17 protein-coding genes are annotated in these 18,648 nt (G+C 70.6%); 16 read left to right on the top strand and 1 reads right to left on the bottom strand.

Annotated elements, in window-relative coordinates; genetic code table 11:
• Window positions 1-10: 10 nt before the first annotated feature.
• From CRP55_RS00620 to CRP55_RS00570, 11 genes are all read left to right on the top strand, one after another.
• On the top strand, window positions 11-1,681 hold the full coding sequence (locus tag CRP55_RS00620) for a DUF885 domain-containing protein (protein WP_097317489.1): 1,671 nt from the start codon (window positions 11-13) through the stop codon (window positions 1,679-1,681).
• A gap of 503 nt (window positions 1,682-2,184) precedes the next feature.
• Window positions 2,185-3,276, top strand: a complete 1,092-nt coding sequence (locus CRP55_RS00615; protein WP_245922713.1) for a hypothetical protein — start codon at window positions 2,185-2,187, stop codon at window positions 3,274-3,276.
• The gene (locus tag CRP55_RS00610) at window positions 3,263-6,163 is read left to right on the top strand and encodes a sensor histidine kinase (RefSeq protein WP_097317487.1); all 2,901 of its coding nucleotides are present in this window, start codon (window positions 3,263-3,265) and stop codon (window positions 6,161-6,163) included. The genes CRP55_RS00615 and CRP55_RS00610 overlap by 14 nt, the downstream gene beginning before the upstream one ends.
• Complete coding sequence (locus CRP55_RS00605) at window positions 6,160-6,624, top strand: roadblock/LC7 domain-containing protein (RefSeq protein WP_097317486.1); 465 nt, start codon at window positions 6,160-6,162, stop codon at window positions 6,622-6,624. The genes CRP55_RS00610 and CRP55_RS00605 overlap by 4 nt, the downstream gene beginning before the upstream one ends.
• Window positions 6,621-7,082, top strand: a complete 462-nt coding sequence (locus CRP55_RS00600) for a DUF742 domain-containing protein (protein WP_097317485.1) — start codon at window positions 6,621-6,623, stop codon at window positions 7,080-7,082. The genes CRP55_RS00605 and CRP55_RS00600 overlap by 4 nt, the downstream gene beginning before the upstream one ends.
• 22 nt (window positions 7,083-7,104) lie before the next feature.
• On the top strand, window positions 7,105-7,689 hold the full coding sequence (locus tag CRP55_RS00595) for a GTP-binding protein (protein ID WP_097318644.1): 585 nt from the start codon (window positions 7,105-7,107) through the stop codon (window positions 7,687-7,689).
• Window positions 7,690-7,778: 89 nt separating this feature from the next.
• Complete coding sequence (locus tag CRP55_RS00590; protein WP_143234356.1) at window positions 7,779-8,558, top strand: hypothetical protein; 780 nt, start codon at window positions 7,779-7,781, stop codon at window positions 8,556-8,558.
• 198 nt (window positions 8,559-8,756) lie between these two features.
• Entirely contained in the window at window positions 8,757-9,755 is a 999-nt protein-coding gene (locus CRP55_RS00585; RefSeq protein WP_097317483.1) for a UDP-N-acetylglucosamine 2-epimerase, read from the top strand.
• An 11-nt stretch (window positions 9,756-9,766) separates the two neighbouring features.
• Window positions 9,767-10,117, top strand: a complete 351-nt coding sequence (locus CRP55_RS00580) for a hypothetical protein (RefSeq protein ID WP_097317482.1) — start codon at window positions 9,767-9,769, stop codon at window positions 10,115-10,117.
• A gap of 21 nt (window positions 10,118-10,138) precedes the next feature.
• On the top strand, window positions 10,139-10,702 hold the full coding sequence (locus CRP55_RS00575) for a TetR/AcrR family transcriptional regulator (RefSeq protein WP_097317481.1): 564 nt from the start codon (window positions 10,139-10,141) through the stop codon (window positions 10,700-10,702).
• Between the two features lie 78 nt (window positions 10,703-10,780).
• On the top strand, window positions 10,781-12,265 hold the full coding sequence (locus tag CRP55_RS00570; RefSeq protein ID WP_097317480.1) for a cellulose binding domain-containing protein: 1,485 nt from the start codon (window positions 10,781-10,783) through the stop codon (window positions 12,263-12,265).
• A gap of 63 nt (window positions 12,266-12,328) precedes the next feature.
• Here CRP55_RS00570 and CRP55_RS00565 read toward each other — a convergent pair whose 3' ends face one another.
• Window positions 12,329-12,925 carry a TetR/AcrR family transcriptional regulator gene (locus CRP55_RS00565; protein WP_097317479.1) on the bottom strand — a complete coding sequence of 199 codons (597 nt, stop codon included), beginning with the start codon at window positions 12,923-12,925 and terminating at the stop codon, window positions 12,329-12,331.
• A gap of 108 nt (window positions 12,926-13,033) precedes the next feature.
• On the opposite strand from CRP55_RS00565, the gene CRP55_RS53820 reads away from it, so the two are divergent.
• The 5 genes from CRP55_RS53820 to CRP55_RS55515 all read left to right on the top strand — a co-directional run bounded on the left by CRP55_RS53820 (window position 13,034) and on the right by CRP55_RS55515 (window position 18,235).
• Window positions 13,034-13,465, top strand: a complete 432-nt coding sequence (locus tag CRP55_RS53820) for a MarR family winged helix-turn-helix transcriptional regulator (protein WP_143234354.1) — start codon at window positions 13,034-13,036, stop codon at window positions 13,463-13,465.
• The gene (locus CRP55_RS00555; RefSeq protein ID WP_097317478.1) at window positions 13,462-15,048 is read left to right on the top strand and encodes an MDR family MFS transporter; all 1,587 of its coding nucleotides are present in this window, start codon (window positions 13,462-13,464) and stop codon (window positions 15,046-15,048) included. Before CRP55_RS53820 ends, CRP55_RS00555 begins: the two co-directional genes overlap by 4 nt.
• A 205-nt stretch (window positions 15,049-15,253) precedes the next feature.
• Complete coding sequence (locus CRP55_RS00550; RefSeq protein WP_097317477.1) at window positions 15,254-16,804, top strand: GGDEF domain-containing protein; 1,551 nt, start codon at window positions 15,254-15,256, stop codon at window positions 16,802-16,804.
• Between the two features lie 69 nt (window positions 16,805-16,873).
• On the top strand, window positions 16,874-17,677 hold the full coding sequence (locus tag CRP55_RS00545) for an SAM-dependent methyltransferase (protein ID WP_097317476.1): 804 nt from the start codon (window positions 16,874-16,876) through the stop codon (window positions 17,675-17,677).
• Window positions 17,678-18,112: 435 nt separating this feature from the next.
• Window positions 18,113-18,235 (top strand): hypothetical protein, encoded by a 123-nt coding sequence (locus tag CRP55_RS55515; protein ID WP_281260742.1) that lies wholly within the window; start codon window positions 18,113-18,115, stop codon window positions 18,233-18,235.
• The last annotated feature ends 413 nt before the right edge of the window (window positions 18,236-18,648 follow it).

The raw sequence follows: 18,648 nt of genomic DNA, 5'->3' as shown, positions 1-18,648 counted from the left end.
GGGTCGGCCCGTGGGACGAATTGATGACCTGGCCGACCGCTATGTCGACGAGTGGGCCGAGCTCACCCCGATCGGCGCCACCTACACCGGCATCGCCGGACACGACGGCAAGACCGACGATTTCTCGCCGGCGGGCTTCGAGGCTCAGACCGAGCTCGTACGGCGTACGTTGAACGACCTCGACGTGATCGAGCCGGAACACGAGTCCGAGCAGGTCGCCAAGGACGCCATGATGGAGCGGCTCGGTCTCGAGCTGGCGCAGGCCGACGCCGGGCAGACGGCGAGCGCGATCAGCGTGATCTCCAGCGGCATCCACGCCCTGCGCGGCGTCTTCGACGTGATGCCGACCGAGGGCGAGGAGGCGGTCGCCAACATCGCGACCCGGCTGGGCGACCTCCCCGCCGCTCTGGAGCAGTACAAGCGCACCCTGCTCGAGGAGGCGGACAAGGGCAACGTCAGCCCGCGGGCGCAGATGCTGGCCGTCGCCGAGCAGTGCGACGCCTGGACCGACCCCGACCGCGACGACTTCTACCACGGCCTGGCCGGCCGGCTCGAGGCCGGCGGCGCGCTCGCCGCCGAGCTGGTCCGTGGGGCCGACGCCGCCACCGCGGCCACCGCCGACTTCGCCGAGTTCCTGCGCCGCGACCTGGCGCCGCGGGGCCGCGACAAGGAGGCGGCCGGCCTGGAGCGCTACGAGCTGGCCTCGCAGTACTTCCTGGGCGCCAAGGTCGACCTTCAGGAGACGTACGAGTGGGGCTTCGCCGAGCTCTTCCGCATCGAGGAGGAGATGCGCCGGACGGCGGCCGCGATCGCCGGCTCCGGCGCCTCGATCGACGAGGCGGTGGCCCGGCTCGACGCCGACCCGGCCCGCAACATCGCCGGCAAGGAGGCGTTCCGCGACTGGATGCAGGCGCTGGCCGACAAGGCGATCACCGACCTGAACGGGACGCACTTCGACATCGAGCCGCCGGTCCGGCGCATCGAGTGCTGCCTGACCCCGACCAGCGACGGCGGCATCTACTACACCGGCCCGAGCGAGGACTTCTCCCGTCCCGGCCGCATGTGGTGGGCGGTGCCCGAGGGCGTCACCGAGTTCTCCACCTGGCGTGAGGTCACGACGGTCTACCACGAGGGTGTTCCCGGCCACCACCTCCAGGTGAGCCAGACGCTGCTGCGGGCGGACACGCTGAACCGCTGGCAGCGGCTGCTCTGCTGGTGCTCGGGGCACGGCGAGGGCTGGGCCCTGTACGCCGAGCGGCTGATGGACGACCTCGGCTACCTCGCCGACCCGGGCGACCGGCTGGGCATGCTCGACGCGCAGGCGCTGCGGGCCACCCGGGTGATCGTCGATATCGGCATGCACCTGGAGCTGGAGATCCCGCGGGACAACCCGTTCGGCTTCCACCCGGGCGAGCGGTGGACGCCGGAGCTCGGCTGGGACTTCCTGCGCGCGCACACGCGCATGGAGGAGAAGACGCTGCGCTTCGAGTGGAAGCGCTACCTCGGCTGGCCGGGGCAGGCACCCTCGTACAAGATCGGCGAAAGGATCTGGCTCCAGGCCCGCGAGGAGACCAGGCAGCGCAAGGGCGCGGATTTCGATTTGAAGACATTCCACCGCGACGCCCTGAACCTCGGTGGCCTGGGCCTGGACCCACTGCGCAAGGCACTTGCACGGCTTTGACCTGATTCGGGCTTTTCCTCAGCGGGCGTCTGGGGAAAAGCCCGTTTCTGCCGTATCCGCACCCCTACACAGCGCTACATCTAGGCGCAGCGCACTCGATCCACTACGCAGCGTTTAATCGACGCGGGTCTTATCGAGTATGCATTATGGATCTTGCGGCTTTTCGTACCGCCGGTCTGCCGTTACCATCGCCGCGGTAACTTTCCCTGCTTCCGGAACCGGTGTGGGCTGGGGCTTCATAACCCAGGTAACGGAAACTGAACGCTCGTTACAACTACAGCGGCCGGGCTCTGTATCCCCCGATCAGCCGAGAGAGATCTGTCCCTTGGAAAGGCGTTTCTTGAGGTTTTCTCGGATAGATTGGCCCGGATCCGTGCGCCCAACCGGCTACGGAAAGTAGCCGTCACAACGGCTCATCGCGTGTGCATGGCGGAGGACGAAAAGCAATGAACAGCCGGCGAACCCGTTTAGGCTCCGCGCTCGCGGTGATTTTGACTGTTTTGGTGCTTGTGCCGACTGCGGTGCTCTTTGGCCGGGTCTGGACGGACAACGCGGACCACCGCGACCAGACCGAGCTCGAGAAGAAGGGCGTTGAGTACATCACCGCCCTGTCTCCGCTGGTCAGCTCCCTGGCCGAGTCGGAGTCGACAGCCATCCAGGGCGTCGCCGAGCCGCCGGACTCGCTCAAGGCCGCCGTGGCCAAGGTCTCGGACGTGGACAACCGCCTGGGCGACGAGCTGAAGACCAAGGAGCGCTGGGCCGACCTCCAGCAGAAGATCGGCAAGCTCGCCGCGGTCAAGGGCGCGACCAGCGTCTACGCCGCCCACGTCGAGGTCACCGACCTGATCCTCGAGCTGTACGTGACCGTGCGCCGCAACGCCGAGCTCAACCGCGACCCGGACAGCGACATCTCCAACCTCCAGGAGGCCACCGCGGTCGACATGCCGACCACGGTCGTGCGGGTCAACCGCATGGGCGACCAGGCCAACCTGCTCCAGGCCGCCAAGGGCGCCGCCGCCGCCAACCTGAAGGTCCAGTTCGGCCAGGAGGTCCTGGCCGTGCAGGAGTCGGTCAACAAGCTCACCAACAACCTGCAGGCCGCGGTCGACAACACCAGCAGCCCGACGCTGAGCGGCAGCCTGGTCAGCTCGCTCGACTCGTTCCGCCGCGGCGTCGAGTCGATGACCCGTGGCGCCTCGCTCACCAACGTCAACGTCGCCACCATGTCGACCGCGCAGAGCACGCTGCAGACCGCGCTGAGCACCCTCTCCGGCATCACCCTCAAGGAGATGGATCGCCTGCTCGACGACCGGCTCGGCTCGCTGAACTACAAGCGCACCGAGGCCGTCATCATGGGTGTACTGGCCATCCTGCTGGTCCTCGGCGCCGTGGCCTGGCCGGTGGTCAGCCGCCGCCGCGAAGCCACCGGCGAGCCGGCCCCGGCCGCCGCTCGCCAGCCCGGTGAGTCGACCCGGGACGTCGCACTGAGCCAGCCCGGCGGCAACGCCGGCTACGGAACCAACCCGTACGGCCACATCCCGGCCTACGGCGAGCTCGACCCGACACAGCGGGAGCGGTCCGGTGCTCTTCGGTAAATTCCGCATCCTGGGCAAACTCGCCCTGCTGGTGCTCGTTCCCCTGCTCGGCGTCGTGGCGCTGAGCGTGCCGATCATCGTCAACCGTGTCGACGCGGCGACCGAGGCACAGTCCACGTCGGACACGGTCGAGCTGGCCGGCCGCGTCGGCACCGCCGTGCAGGAGCTCCAGGAGGAGCGCCTGCTCGCCGTCGGCTATCTGTTCAGCCTGGTCGACCAGCCCACCCTGGCCGTGCAGAGCGCGCGGGCCAAGGACGCGGTCGCCCGGGTCGACGACGACGTGACCGTCTCCAAGGAGCTCGCCCGGGCCCTGCGCAACGCCGCCAAGCTCGACAACACCCGGCAGAACGTGCTCAACCGGGCGATCACCCCCGACGTGGTGGTCACCGAGTTCACCACCTGGATCACCCCGATCATCAACGGCCTGGCCATCTCGTCGAACGCCGACCTGAAGACCGGTGTCGGCCGGCAGCTGTTCGCCCTCGAGCAGGCACTGCGCACCGACGACCTGATCAGCCAGGCGTCCGGATATCTCACCGCCGCGACGATCACCAAGAACAACGGCCTGGTCGGCCTGTTCTCCTCCACGCTGGTGCAGATCCAGCAGGTCATCGCCAACTCGCAGGCGTTCTTCACCGACACCCAGTACAAGCTCTACCTGGGTGCGCAGGACGCGTTCACCTCCCGCGTCGGCGCCGACTTCTTCCAGCTGGCCGCGACCGACCCCGGCAACGCGGTGGCGCTGCTGAACATCGGCACGCTGTTCCCCTCGCTGCGCTCGGTGCTCGTGCTCGGTGGCTTCGTGGAGAAGCGCGTGGCCGCCGACGTGCAGGCCATCGTGACGAGCAACCGCGACGCGGCCATCCGTGACGCCTTCCTCATCGGTGGCGGCTCGTTCCTGCTGCTGCTCCTGGTGGTCGGCCTGAGCCTGTTCATGGCCCGCGCGGTCGCCCGGCCGCTGCGCCGCCTCACCGTGTCGGCCGACCGGATCGCCCGCGCCGCCGAGGCCGAGCTCGAGAGGGTGGCCGACGACGAGTCCGAGTCCGTGCGCCCGATCCGGCTCGACCCGGTCGACGTCGAGGGACAGGACGAGATCGGCGACCTGGCCCGCGCGTTCGACCGGGTGCAGACCACCGCCGTACGGCTGGTGGAGCGCCAGGTCCTCGGCCGGCGCAACGTCGCGCAGATGTTCGCGCACGTCGGCCGCCGTACGCAGAACCTGGTCGGCCGCCAGCTGGCCCTGATCGACAACCTGGAACGCCGCGAGACCGACAGCGACCGCCTCGGCGAGCTGTACCGCCTCGACCACATGTCCAGCCGTCTGCGCCGGAACGCGTCCAGCCTCGTCGTGCTCTCCGGTGGCGCCGGCGCCAACGAGCACATGGCGCCGCTCCCGCTGGTCGACGTCGTCCGTCTCGCCCTCGGTGAGATCGAGGACTACACCCGCGTGGACGTCGATGTCCCCGAGGAGGTCGTGGTCGTGCCGGCCGTCCTGGCCGACCTGACCCTGCTCCTGGCCGAGCTGATGGAGAACGCGACCGCGTTCTCCCCGCCGCACACCCGGGTCGTGGTCAGCGCGACCGAGCTGCGCGGGGGCGCCCGTCTGTCGATCGTCGACAACGGCCTCGGCATGCCGCCCGAGCGGATGGCCGAGGAGAACGCCCGTCTGACCCGCCGCGAGCGGCTCGACCTGGCCCCCTCCGAGGTGCTGGGCCTGTTCGTGGTCGGCCGGCTCGCCCGCCGCCACGGCATCGAGGTGACCCTGACCGAGACACCCGGTGGCGGCGTCACCGCGTGGGTCGACCTCAACCCGTCCCACCTGATCGCCCGGGTGCCCAGCATGGTCGCCCCCGAGATGGCCCCGTTCCCGTCGGTCGCCGCGCCGTCGGCCCCGGCCGCGCCGCAGGGCTACCACACCGCCGAGTTCGCGCAGGTCATCGCCGGTTCGGCGGCCCGGGCCTCGGTGCCCGGCAGCCAGCAGCCGTTCGACGCGAACGTGCTGGAGCGGGCGACCCGGACCCTCGAGACCGGGCAGTCGTGGAACGCGTTCTCGCCGGCCCGGGTCGCCCCGGCCATCGAGGAGCCGGTCTACGAGGCCGAGCCGGTCTACTCGCCCGGCCCGGCCTACCAGCAGCCGATCGCCCAGCCGATCGCGCAGCCGGCCGTCGACCCGGCGTACGAGCTGAACGCACCGGTCGCCGGCCGCGTACCGGCGGCCATGCCGGAGCTGCCGGCCGCCGGCCCGTCCGCGTGGCACCAGCAGCCAACCCCGGCCCCGCAGCCGACGTGGACGACGCCGGCCGTGGAAGCCCCCCAGCCGACCTGGAGCACCCCGCCGGCCGTCGAGGCGGCGCCGGCGTGGAGCACCCCGGCCGTGGAGGCGCCCCCGGCGATGCCGGCGATCCCGGCCATCCCGGCTCAGCGCACCCCCGAGGAGGACTACCGCCACAACACCCCCACGGCCTACGAGGCGCCGCGGCAGCAGCCTCCCGCTCCCGGTAACGGCGCCCCGCTGCGCCGTCGCGTGCCGGGCAGCCAGCTTCCCGAAGAGCCCGCCGCGCCCAAGATGCCCTCCCGGTTGCCGTCCCAGGACGACGCGCTCGCCGCCCGTTCGGCGTTCGACGACTTCGAGGCGGGTGTGAGCCGCGCCCAGTTCGACGCGGCCGAGACACAGATGACCGCGCCGCCGTCGGCCGGCCATGCACCGCTCGCCCGGCGCGTACCGGGCGCCACCCTGCCGCGGGACGAACCCAACTACCCGCCGCCGGCAAGTCCGAGCCTGCCGCTGGATCCGGATCAGGCCCGGGCCCTGATGGAACAGTTCGAGTACGGCGTCGCACTCGCACTGAACGAAACTCAGCCACAACCCGAGGGACAACCGCGATGACTTCCCCCTACTCGACCGAAACCGGCCACGGCTATGCCCAGCCCCAGCTGAGCGCGGAGGCCAAGACCTTCAACTGGCTGCTGGACTCGTTCACGTCCGGCACAGCGGGCGTCATCGAGGCCATCGCGGTGTCGTCCGACGGTCTGCTGATGGCGATGTCCGCGATCAAGGACCGGCCGAACGCGGAGCGCCTGGCCGCTGTCGTCTCGGGCCTCACCAGCCTCGCCGGCGGCGCCGCGAGCTGGTACCGGCTGGGCTCGCTCAACCGCGTCATCATCGACATGGCCGAGGGCTACCTGCTGGTCACCGCGATCAGCGCCGGCTCGGTGCTGGGGGTCATCGCCGACCGGTCCGCGAACCTCGGCACCCTGGCGTACGAGATGACGCTGTTCGCGACGAGGGCCGGCGGCGCGCTCAGCCCGCGCCTGATCGCCGAGTTGAAGAACGCCGTTCAGCAATGACCTATCCGGACCCCGACGACCCGGCACACCCGGCTCGGCCGAGTGTCCGGCCCTTCCTGCAGTCCGGTCCGCAGTCGGCCGGTGGCTACCGACCCGCCCCGCGCGAAGAGGTGCCTCCGGCCACTGACCCGACCGCGACCCTGCGCCCGTTCGTCATCACGTCCGGGCGCACCGACGGCGCCGATCCCGAGATCGGGATCGAAACCCAGGTGACCGTCAATCCGGCCGCGAACCGCGTGCGTCTCTCACCCGAGATGCGCGCCATCGTGGGACTGTGTGCCGAGCCCGTCTCCGTGGCGGAGATCTCGGCACGGTTGCGCCTGCACCTCGGCGTCACCCGCATCCTCGTCGGCGACCTGCGCGCCGCCGGCCAACTGGACGTGCACGTGCTCGACAACGACACCCCTGACCCTGAGACCATCATGCGAGTGATCCGTGGACTACGAGCAATCACCTAACCGCGCCTACGGCGCGGCCGCCGTGGGCAACGAGGGACGGCCGAAGAAGGCGCCGGTCCCGGTCAAGATCATCGTTGCCGGTGGCTTCGGCGTGGGCAAGACGACGACCGTCGGCGCCATCTCGGAGATCTCTCCGCTGACCACCGAGGCCGAGATGACCTCGGCGTCGGTCGGCATCGACAATCCGGGCCAGGCGTCGCTGAAGACCACGACGACCATCGCGATGGACTTCGGCGTGCTCACCATCGACCAGACGCTGAAGCTCTACATCTTCGGCACGCCGGGCCAGTCGCGCTTCGCGTTCATGTGGGACGACCTGATCAAGGGTGCGCTGGGCGCGCTCGTGGTGGTCGACACCAACCGGATCGACGACTGCTATCCGGCGGTCGACTACTTCGAGAAGGCCGGACTGCCGTTCGTCGTCGGCGTCAACACCTTCAACGGGCAAATGCAGTACAGCCTGGACGAAGTGCGCTGGGCCCTGGCCGTGCGCGAGGACGTTCCGGTCCTGGCGTATGACGCGCGCTTCAAAGCTTCCGTACGCGACGCCCTCCTGGTCGTCCTGGATCAAGCCCTCGACAAGGCCATTCGTCAAAAGGCGACGTAGGGTGTGCGGCGGGTCGCTCAGATCGAGGTTCCCAAATCGGCCTCGCAGCGGGCACAGTGGAAGGCGACCCGCTACGGAAGGACGATCAGGTGCGAGGCGGACTGGACGACGCGCTCGACAAGCTGGCGCGCCGTGATGAGTTGCGCCGCCGGGCGGCCGGGGAAGCCACGGGCACCCCAGCGGCCGTGACGGAGCTGGTCGAGGCGGTCGCGGGCGTCATCGGGCGCCACCCCGAGCTGGGCGTCAGCGTCGGCGTCGAGGGCGCCGGCGAGCCTCTGCTGCTGCATTTCTACGTCGCCGGCGGCCAGGTGCAGGTCAACGCGGAGAACGCGGCGGCCCTGCAGCCCGCCGACGTGGACGCGCCGCGGCACGCCGACGTCGACATCGAGATCGGTGAGCCGGTCGAGCGGCCCTGGTCGGCCGCGCCGGCCTCGCCACCCCCGGCCTCGCCTCCCCCGGCGAGCTACGACGATCAGGAGCGGTACGGCTACACGCCGCCGCCGCAGCCGGCCTATTACGACGAGTCCGACACGGCCGAGCGGCAGTACGGCAACTTCGACCAGCCGCCGGCGCCCGAGCAGCGCTCTCCGGTTCACGACGTGGGCGAGTCCTCGCGTGACCTCGGTGCCCGCCTGCGTGACCTCGGCATGGCCTCCTCCTCGCGCGAGGAATATCCGCCGCACCCGTTCGCCGCGACCCCGCCGCCGCAGGTGCCGGAGCAGTCGCAGGAGGCGACCCGCCGGATCACTCCGACGCCGCTGCCCAAACCGGTGCCGCTGCAGGTCGAGCGTCCCGAGGAGACCGAGATGGCGGCGCGCCGACTGGCCGCGATGTTGCGCGATGATCCCACTCTTCTGGAGCAGCAGTAGCGCAGAGTAATGTCGCCATCGCGACGAGCCCTCTTCCGAAAGTGACCGATTTGAGCGCTATCGGCGACGTCTGACATGTCTGGGTTCGGCCGTTCGGCCACTTTGATCCGGCACTCAGGGTGACGGCCTTGCCTCACGCTGCGTAACTGCATAGCGTTCGACGCGGCCCTCCCCCAGCCTGCCCCGGAGAAGAGTTCGATGTCGTCGCTGCCCGAAGTGCACCTGGTCGCCGGAACACCGGCCGAGGCGTTCCGGCTCGCGCCGGTCGTGCTCGCCATGCGCGAGCAGGGCCGGCTCACCCCGGTGCTGCTGACCACCGGCTCCGACACATCGGCGGTCGACGCGGCGCTGGGGCGCTTCCACCTCACGCCGAAGATCACCTTGCCCGCCGCGGGCACCCCGACCGAGACGATCCGCCGGTTCGACGAGCTCTGGGCCGGCCGCACGCCGGACGCGGTCGTGGTCCGCGACGATCTGCCGGCCGCGCTGGCGGCGTTCTGGCGGCGGATCCCGATCATGCAGCTCGACGCCGGACGGCGCGACGGCGACCTGGTCACGGCCTCGGCCCGGGAGACACAGCGGCGACTGCTGGCCCAGGTCGCCACCGTGCACCTCGCGGCCACCCCCTTGGCGGCGATGAACCTGCTCGACGAGCGGGTCGTCGCCGGCGACCTGCTGCTGACCGGCGGCACGGCCGCCGACGCCGCCGCCCGGTTGCTGCGGCGCCGCCCGCACCAGCGGCTGGTCGTGCTGGGCGTGCCGCCGGAGCGTGCCCAGGCGATCGGCCCGGCCCTGCGCTACCTGGCCACCCGCCACCCCGACCTCGAGGTCGTCGGCCCCGATCAGGTCCGGACGCCGGCCGAGGCGTACGTCGTGGTGACCGACGACGGCGACCTGCTCGAGGAATCACTCGCCTTCGGGACGCCGGTCCTGGCCATCGCCGAGGGCACGGAGTACTCCGAGGCGCTGCACGCGGGCAGCGTGCGGCTCGTGGCGGCCGATCCGGCCACCGTCACCAGCGCGGTGGCCGAACTGCTCGACAGCCGGGTCCGCCGCGACGCGATGGCGGCCGGTGGCAACCCGTACGGCGACGGACTGGCCGCCAAGCGCGTGGCCCAGGCGACCGCCGCCCTGCTCGGCCACGGTCAGTTCCCCGATCCGATGCCCGCCCGTCCGGTGGCGGGAGTGGCCCGATGAGGGAGAGCGCGATGGACGTCGTCACCTTCTGGACGAAGTCGTGGACGAGCGACGACCGGGTCGCGACGCGGCAGCTGCTCGCGCCCGACGCCGAGATCGAATGGAACCTCGACGCGCCGGTCGACGAGGAGGAGCTGGTGCGGACGCTGCACAAGATCGCCGTCTTCGCCGACACCGTCACCGTGGTCGAGCAGGCCCGGGCCGACGACGGCGCGGCGCTGCTCTACGACCTGGTGGCGCCGTTCGGCACGGTACGGATGGTGGAGTTCCTCGGCATCGAGGGCAACCGGATCACCGAGGTCCGCCAGGTGTACGACGTGACCGCCACCGATCGCTTCTTCCCCGGTCTCTACGAGCAGTAGACCGCCGTTACCCTTTGCACCATGGCAGATCGACTACGGGCCGACGCGCAGCGTAACCGCGCTGCTCTGCTCGCCGCCGCCCGTGAGGTCTTCGGCGAGCAGGGTCTTGACGCCTCGCTCGACGAGATCGCCCGGCGTGCGGGTGTCGGCAATGCCACCCTCTACCGCCGCTTCCCGACCCGGCGCGACCTGATCGCGGCGGTCTTCGCCGGCCAGATGACCGGTTATGTCGAGCTGGCCGACGCCGCGCTGGCCGACCCCGACCCATGGCAGGGCTTCGTCGGATATCTGGGGCGCCTCTTCGAGATCCAGGCGACCGATCGCGGCCTCTCGGAGATCCTGGTGACCAGCAGCTTCGACGACGATGAGCGGCTGTCCACGTTGAAGGCGACCGCGCAGCGCGGCGCGGCCGAGGTGATCCGGCGGGCCCAGGAGACGGGCCGGTTGCGGGCCGATTTCAGCCGGCGCGACATCAGCCTGCTCATGCGGGCGAACGCCGGGGTGCTGCGCAGCTCGAGTGATCCGGCGGTGTGGCGACGGCATCTGTCACTGGTCATCGACGGTCTGTCATTTAAGGATCTTTAAGGCGTTCAGCAAGGTCATTTAACGCGCAGCGGACGAGACTCGACTTCCGTCGTCACCCCCTGCGATCGGAGTCACCCCATGCAACGCAGTCGTCTGCGCCTGGCCATCTATGCCTCGGCGGCCGTCCTCGCCGTGGCCGGCGGCGTCGGCGCGGCGGTCGCGGCCACCAACCCGGCCGGCACCACCGCCGCGACGGGCGGCCTCACCGCCACGTTCAGCAAGGACAGCGACTGGGGCACCGGCTACCAGGCCCGCTACACGATCAAGAACGGCACGGGCGCCGCCGTGAACGGCTGGCAGCTCGCGTTCGGCCTGCCGTCGAGCGCCAAGCTGGGCAGCTTCTGGGACGCCACGATCACCACCTCGGCCGGGGTGTCCACGGCGAAGAACCCGGGTTACGCGCCGACGATCGCGGCCGGCGCGACCGCGCAGTTCGGCTTCATCGTGACCGGCAGCGGCGCCCCGACGAGCTGCACCATCAACGGAGCGGCGTGCGGCGGCGGCACAGCTCCGACGACCGTTCCCACGAAGTCGCCGACCACCGCACCCACCACCGCACCGACAAAGCCGCCGACCACCGCGCCGACGACGGCCCCTCCCGTCCCGACCGCACCCACCGCGACCGCGCCGCCCGCCACGACCGCACCTCCCGCTACAACCACCCCTCCCGTCGGAAATAACGGGAATGTGCGTTTCGCGCCGTACGTTGACATGGGTCTGCTCTCCAACGGAAGCACCACGCTGGCGCAACTAGGGACGAGCGGCAACACCAAGTCGTTCAGCCTGGCCTTCGTCACCAGCGCCGGCTGCAAGGCGAGCTGGTTCAACGCCTTCGACCCGCGGGCCAAGCAGTTCGCCGACCAGATCGCCGCGGTCCGCGCGGCCGGCGGCGACGTCAAGGTCTCGTTCGGCGGCGCCACCGGCATCGAGCTCGCCCAGGCCTGCACCAGCGTCACCGCGCTCCAGGCGGAGTACCAGGCCGTCGTCAGCGCGTACAACCTCAAATACATCGACCTCGACATCGAGGGCGCCGCGGTGGCCGACCCGACCACGATCGCCCGCCGCTCGACCGCGCTCGCCGCTCTGCAGAAGGCCAACTCTGGCCTGAAGATCTCGCTGACCCTGCCGGTGCTGCCGGAGGGCCTGACCGCGGACGGACTCAACGTGGTCCGCTCGGCCAAGAACGCCGGCGTCGACCTCGACCTGGTCAACATCATGGCGATGGACTACGGCCGGGCCGGTCAGGACTACGGCGACCTGGCCATCCAAGCCGTGAAGTCCACCAAGGACCAGATCAAGTCGATCTACGGCAACGGCGACGCGGCCGCGTTCAAGATGGTCGGCGTCACCCCGATGATCGGCGTCAACGACGACAACGGCGTCTTCGGCCTGGCCGACGCCCGTGACCTGGTCGCCTTCGCCAACACCAACCACATCGGATTCGTCTCGATGTGGGAGACCAACCGCGACAAGAACGCCTGCAACGGCGCCCTCTTCCAGTGCACCAACGTGGCGCAGTCGCCGTTCGACTTCAGCAAGATCTTCGCCGGCTTCACCGGCTGACAACCTTTCCCATCCCCAAAGGCGTGACTCCGGGCCCCCACCCGGAGTCACGCTTTTTGCCGCTCAGGCGAAGCCGCGTCCCGCTTCGGCCAGGGCCTCGGACGCCAGCTCCCAGAGGCTGGTGCCCGGGGGCCGATCGAGCCAGATGTGCAACGCCACCCGCAGGGCCGCGAGGAAAGCCGCCGAGGTCATCTTCACCCGTACGCCCGCGGGGTCGTCGCCCAGGCGCACGGCGATCTCGGCCGAGAGCTCGCGCTCGAGCGCCGCGAAGGTCTGCACCTGCGCTCCCACCAGCGACGCCTGTGTGCGCACGAGCCGGCTGCGCGCCACCCACTGCGGGTCGACGTCGCCCATCTCGCGGTAGAACTGCTCCGCCGCCGCGGTGAGCGCGGCCCACGCCGGCTCGTCCGCCGGGCGCGCCCGCACAAGCGCGATCATCGAGTGGATGCGCTGGTAGTCGCCGTACAGCAAGGCTTCTTCCTTGCTGCTGAAGTAGTTCGAGAAGGTGCGGCGGGAGACGCCGGCCTCGTCGGCGATCGCCTCGACCGTGATCCGGTCGGCGCCGTGCTCTATCGCCAGCCGCATCGCCGCGTCGTGGAGGGCCTGACGGGTCGCGGCCTTCTTGCGTTCGCGCAGTCCGGGCTCGGCCGTGGTGCTCATGACATGAGAGTACCGGCGTGTGACTCGCTTCTCAATGAGAAAACTTGCGCACTGGGCAGGTCCAGCGGATAGTTGTATGTGGCAATCAAATCCGTGGGGAGGCCGGCCGTGAACGATGACGCTCTGCTGGCGCAGATGCAGGAATTGCTCAGCGCCGTCCGCGTGTTCAAGAGCAGGCTGGCGCCGTACAACGCGGCCGTGCCGGCCGGCACGCTCGGACCCCTCGTGATGATCGCCACCGGCCGCGGCACTCACGTGAAGTCGCTGGCCGCCGAGTGTGCCCTCGATCCCTCGACGGTCAGCCGCTCCGTTGCAGCGCTGGTCAAGGCCGGTCTCGTCGAGCGAGCGGCCGACCCGGCCGACGGCCGGGCCGCGGTTCTCGCCGTCACCGAGCATGGCCGGCAGGTCCTCGACGAGGTCATGACCCACCACCATCGGCAGCTTGCCGATGCCCTGCGCGACTGGACACCCGAGGAGCGACGCGCCCTCTCGACGATGCTTCAGCGCTTCACCGACGATCTGATGGAGGCTGCGCGATGAGCACCCCAAGCATCACCGGCGCCCGACCGGGTGCCATGTCACACCGCCAGATCATGGAGGCCCTCTCCGGCCTCCTGCTGGTGCTCTTCGTCGCGATGGCCAGCTCGACCATCGTCTCGACCGCGCTGCCGACGATCATCGGCGCGCTCGACGGGTCACAGACCCAGTACACGTGGGTGGTCACCGCCACCCTGCTGACCGCCACCGCCTCCACACCGATCTGGGGCAAGCTGGCCGACCTGTACAGCAAGAAGTTGCTTGTGCAGATCAGCATCGTCGTCTTCGTGCTCGGCTCGATCATCGCCGGCTTCGCGCAGACCGCCCCGCAGCTCATCGCCGCCCGCGCGTTCCAGGGTCTCGGCATGGGCGGCGTCCAGGCGCTGGTCCAGGTCGCGATCGCCGCGATGATCCCGCCGCGGGAGCGCGGCCGCTACAACGGCTACCTCGGTGGCGTCATGGCCCTGGCCACGGTCGGCGGCCCGCTGCTCGGCGGTCTGATCGTCGACAGCAGCCTCGGATGGCGCTGGTGCTTCTTCATCGGTGCCCCGATCGCCGTGGTCGCCCTGGTCGTCCTCCAGAAGACCCTGAACCTCGAGGTCATCCGCCGGGCCAACGTCAAGATCGACTACCTGGGGGCCACCCTGATCGCGGCCGGTGTCAGCGTCCTGCTGATCTGGGTCTCGTTCGTCGACAGCTCGTTCGCCTGGATCTCGTGGGAGAGCGCCGTGATGGTCGGTGGCGCCCTGATCCTGCTGGCCGCCGCCGTCTGGACCGAGAAGCGGGTCGCCGAGCCCGTGGTCCCGCTCGACATCGTGGCCAAGCGCAACACCGCCCTGGCCATCCTGGCCAGCCTCTCGGTCGGCATGGCCATGTTCGGCGGCGCCGTCTTCCTCGGCCAGTACTTCCAGATCGGCCGCGGCTACAGCCCGACCGAGGCCGGCCTGCTGACCATCCCGATGATGGGCGGCATCCTGATCTCGTCGACCATCTCGGGCCGCCTCATCACCAAGTACGGCAAGATCAAGCCGTACATCCTGGCCGGCACCATCGTTCTGGTCGCGGGCTTCGCCGGGCTCTCGTTCCTCGACCACGACACCCCGCTCTGGTACGTCGGCGCCTCGATGTTCCTGGTCGGCGCGGGCGTCGGCATGTCGATGCAGAACCTGGTCCTGACCGTGCAGAACACGGTGGCGCTCAAGGACATCGGCGCGGCCAGCTCGACGGTCGCCTTCTTCCGCTCGCTCGGCGGCACGATCGGCGTCTCGGTCCTCGGCGCGGTCCTGGCCCGCCGGGTCACCGACACGATCACCACCGACCTGGCCAACGCCGGCGTCTCGGGTGGCAGCTCCTCGGGCGGCAGCGTGAGCACGCTGAACCTGTCGGCCCTGCCGGACGCGGTGCAGCACATCGTCCGGGCCGCGTACGGCGACGCCACCGGCCACATCTTCCTCATCTCGGCGGCGGTCGCGGTGGTCGGTGTGGTGGCCGCGGCCTTCCTCAAGCCGATCGCGCTGCGGACGACGGTCGACGTCGACGCTCCCGCTCCCGCTTCGCCCGCGAAGGAAGAGGCGCTCGCCCGCTGATCTCCCCTTCCCGCGATGCGGCACCCCGCAGGGTGCCGCATCGCTGTGTATCCGGCTCGTTACAGACGTGGCGACAATCGTCACGTCCGTAGACATGGAACTCAGGGCTAACGCAGAGCTAACCTTCGAAAGCGGAGCGCTGATCATCCTCATTCTTGGGCCCGCGCTGCCGATCAATGGTGCCGGAGCTGAGGGAGGTGGCAGGTTGGACGCCGAGAGTCTCTCCGCCGCCCTGCTCGAGCTCGAAGACGAGATCAACTGGGACGCGGAGGCGATGCTCGACCGCGCCGTCCGCCTCGAGCGGCAGGCGCGCCTGCTCGGCAACGAGCTGCTCGCCACCCGGGCCCGGCTCAGCCAGGCCAACCTGCGGATGCGGGCCGGCGACGTCGCGGGCGCGGCCCAGCGCATCTGGAAGGTGCACCAGTGGGCGGTCGACAACGGCGCCCGCCAGCTCACCGCACGCACCCACCTCGTCTGGTCGAACATCCACCGCCACCTCGGCGACCCGGCCCAGTGCCTGGAGCACGCCGTGCTCAGCGTCGAGCTGCTCGACGAGACCGCCACCGACCACATGCGCGTCTGGCACCGGGTCAAGCTGGCCGACGCCCTGGCCTTCAGCCACTCCATCGACGCCGCCCGCTATCGCTTCGAGCAGGCCGAGAGGCTGGCCATCGAGTACGGGCGGCAGGACCTGCGCCTCGCGGTCCTCAACAACTTCGCGTACGCGGAGTACGCCGCCGGCAACCACGAGCAGGCCGAGCGGGTCGCGCAGCGCCTCCAGCGGCACGCAGCCGAGCACGGCTTCGAGCTCGACGCGTCGCTGCTCGACACCATCGGCCTCATCGAGATCGGGCGCGGGCGCTACGCCGAGGCGGAACACACGCTCGAGGTCTGCATCGAGCGCCACCTGGCCGGCCGCGAGGACGACGCCGACGCGCTGCCCGAATATCTGCTCACCCTCACCCGGGCCCAGCGCGGCCTGGGTGCGTACGACCGGGCCCAGGCCAGCCTGGACGCCTGCCGCAGCCTGTGTGTGGAGCGTGAGCTGGCCGACGTGCTGGTGCGGGTGCATCAGGAGCAGGCCGAGCTGCACGCGGCCCGGGGTGAGTTCGCCCGGGCGTACGAAGTCCACAAGCTCTTCTTCACGGCCTTCACCAACCTGCATTCGCGGCAGCGGGAGGCGCAGGCCCGCACCCGGCAGGCCCTGTTCGAGACGGCCGAGGCCCGCCAGGAGGCCGAAAGATTCCGCGAGCAGGCCCGCCGCGATCCGCTGACCGGGCTGCGCAACCGCCGCTACCTCGACGAGCAGCTGCCCGGCCTGATCGACACCGACCCCGGCCTGGTCGTCGCGATCATCGACCTCGACCACTTCAAGCGGATCAACGACCAGCTCTCGCACGACGTCGGCGACCAGGTGCTCGTCCAGGTGGCCAAGCTGCTGGAGACGGAGCTGGCCGCCGTCTCGAAGGAGGCGTTCGTGGCCCGGCTGGGCGGCGAGGAATTCGTGATGGTGATGCCGGGCCGCTCCGTGGCCCAGGCCGCCGCCGAGTTCGACGGCATCCGCCGCGCCGTTCGCCGCTACGACTGGGGCACGCTCACCCGCGGCCTGCCGGTCACGATCAGCATCGGCGTCGCCGGCCTCGCCGAGACCGACAGTGACAACCTGCTGTCCCTGGCCGACCGCAACCTGTACGCGGCCAAGCACGCCGGCCGCGACCGCGTCGTCCACCGCGGCGCCCGCGCGGCAGCGGCCTGAGCTGGGACTGAACTTGATCAATTAGGACGGCTACGCTGTACTCCGCACTGGCGGACGTAGGAGGCGGTCGTGGAGAACGAAGTCGCACCCCCGGGTGTGAACATCAACGTGCCGCACTCCGCCCGCATCTACGACTACTGGCTGGGCGGCAAGGACAACTTCGCGGTCGACCGGGCCGTCGGCGAAGCCATGATCAAGGCGATCCCCGGCATGCGCTACATGGCCGCCGAAAATCGCAAGTTCGTCCACCGCGCGGCCCGCAACCTGGTCGAGAAGGAAGGCATCCGCCAGTTCCTCGACATCGGCACGGGCATTCCGACCCGGCCCAACCTGCACGAGGTGGCCCAGCGGATCGAGCCCACGGCCCGCGTGGTCTATGTGGACAACGACCCCATCGTCCTGGTGCACGCCCGCGCCCTGATGATCAGCACGGAGCAGGGCCGCAGCGAGTACATCTCGGCCGACATCCGCGACCCCGCCTCCCTGCTCAAAGATCCGGTCCTGCTCGAGACGCTCGACTTCAGCCAGCCGATCGGCCTCACCCTGATCGCCATCCTGATGCTGATCGCCGACCAGGACGACCCGTGGGCCGGCGTGGCGGCCCTGCGCGACGCGATGCCGTCAGGCAGCTGCCTGGCCATCACCCACCCGACGGCCGACTTCGCGCCCGAGGAGGTCGGCGAGGCGGTCGCCGCCGCCACAAGCGCCGGCATGACCTTGGTCGCCCGCACCAGAGAGGCCGTCGAGCGCCTGTTCGGCGACTGGGAGCTGCTGGAGCCCGGCCTGGTGCCCGTCTCCAGCTGGCGCCCCGACGAGCAGGTCGACAACCCGAAGGCCGCCTACTACTGGGCCGGCGTAGCCCGCAAGCCGTAAGCCAGGCCACCGCTCGCCTCTCGCCCCGCCCCGCCTTGGCGCCGCACCGGCTGCCCGCCCCGCGCCGCGCGCGCCCTTCCACGCACCGCCTTCGCCGACCCGTCCCACCGCAGCGCCACGCTGCCTGCCTACCCCGCGCCCCGCCCCTGTCCCCGCGCCCGCCTTCCCCTGACCCACCCTCGGGCCGCACCGCCTGCCAGCCACACGCCCGCCTTCGCGCGACGCCACCTGCCTGCCTTACGCCCCGCCTTCGCGCCCCGCCGCCTGCATGCCTTACGCCCCGCCTTCGCGCCACACCGCCTGCCTTACGCCCCGTCTTGGCGCCGCGCCCGCCTTCCCCCAGCCCCGCCCCAATGGGCGCCGCGCCACCTGCCGACCCCACGCCCCGCGCACCCACCTTCCCCCCGGGCCCGCGCCCGCCTCGAGCCGGCCAGCGTGAAGGAGCCCGAGGCCGGACTGCGCGAAGCGCGGGCGAAGACCGCCGGGCACGGCGAGCGGCTCTTCGAGAATGACCGCAGCGGTCGCCACGATCTCCTCGGCCTTGATCAATGGCTCTGAACCCAATGTCTCTGCCCTGGAAAAGCCCGCACCGTGCAGTGCGGGGCTCAGGGTCTGGTCGGTCAGTAGCGCCGGGCTCGCGCCTTACGCGCTGGGATCGAGGCCCCCGCTCAGGTTGCCGGGCGAGGTGACCGGGGGCGGTGTCCTTCTGGAGCACCTTGGCGTGAGCCTCCAATTCCTCCTTCGAGCCGCGCCTGCCACACGCCGCGCCGCGCCCGCTTGGTGCCGCACTGCAAGCCGCTCACCGCCCGAGCCGCCCGCGAGCCGCCCGAGCCGCGCGCAAGCCGCCCGAGCCGCGGGCAAGCCTCCCGAGCCGCGCGCAAGCCACCCGAGCCGCCTGAGCCGCCCGAGCCGCGCCCGAGCCACCCGAGCCGCGCCCGAGCCACCCGAGCCGCCCGAGCCGCGCCCGAGCC

The organism is Paractinoplanes atraurantiacus (assembly GCF_900215205.1).
Classification (GTDB): Bacteria; Actinomycetota; Actinomycetes; order Mycobacteriales; family Micromonosporaceae; genus Actinoplanes; species Actinoplanes atraurantiacus.
Note: the sequence above shows the minus strand (reverse complement) of the source record. Positions and strands in the feature narration are given on the sequence as shown.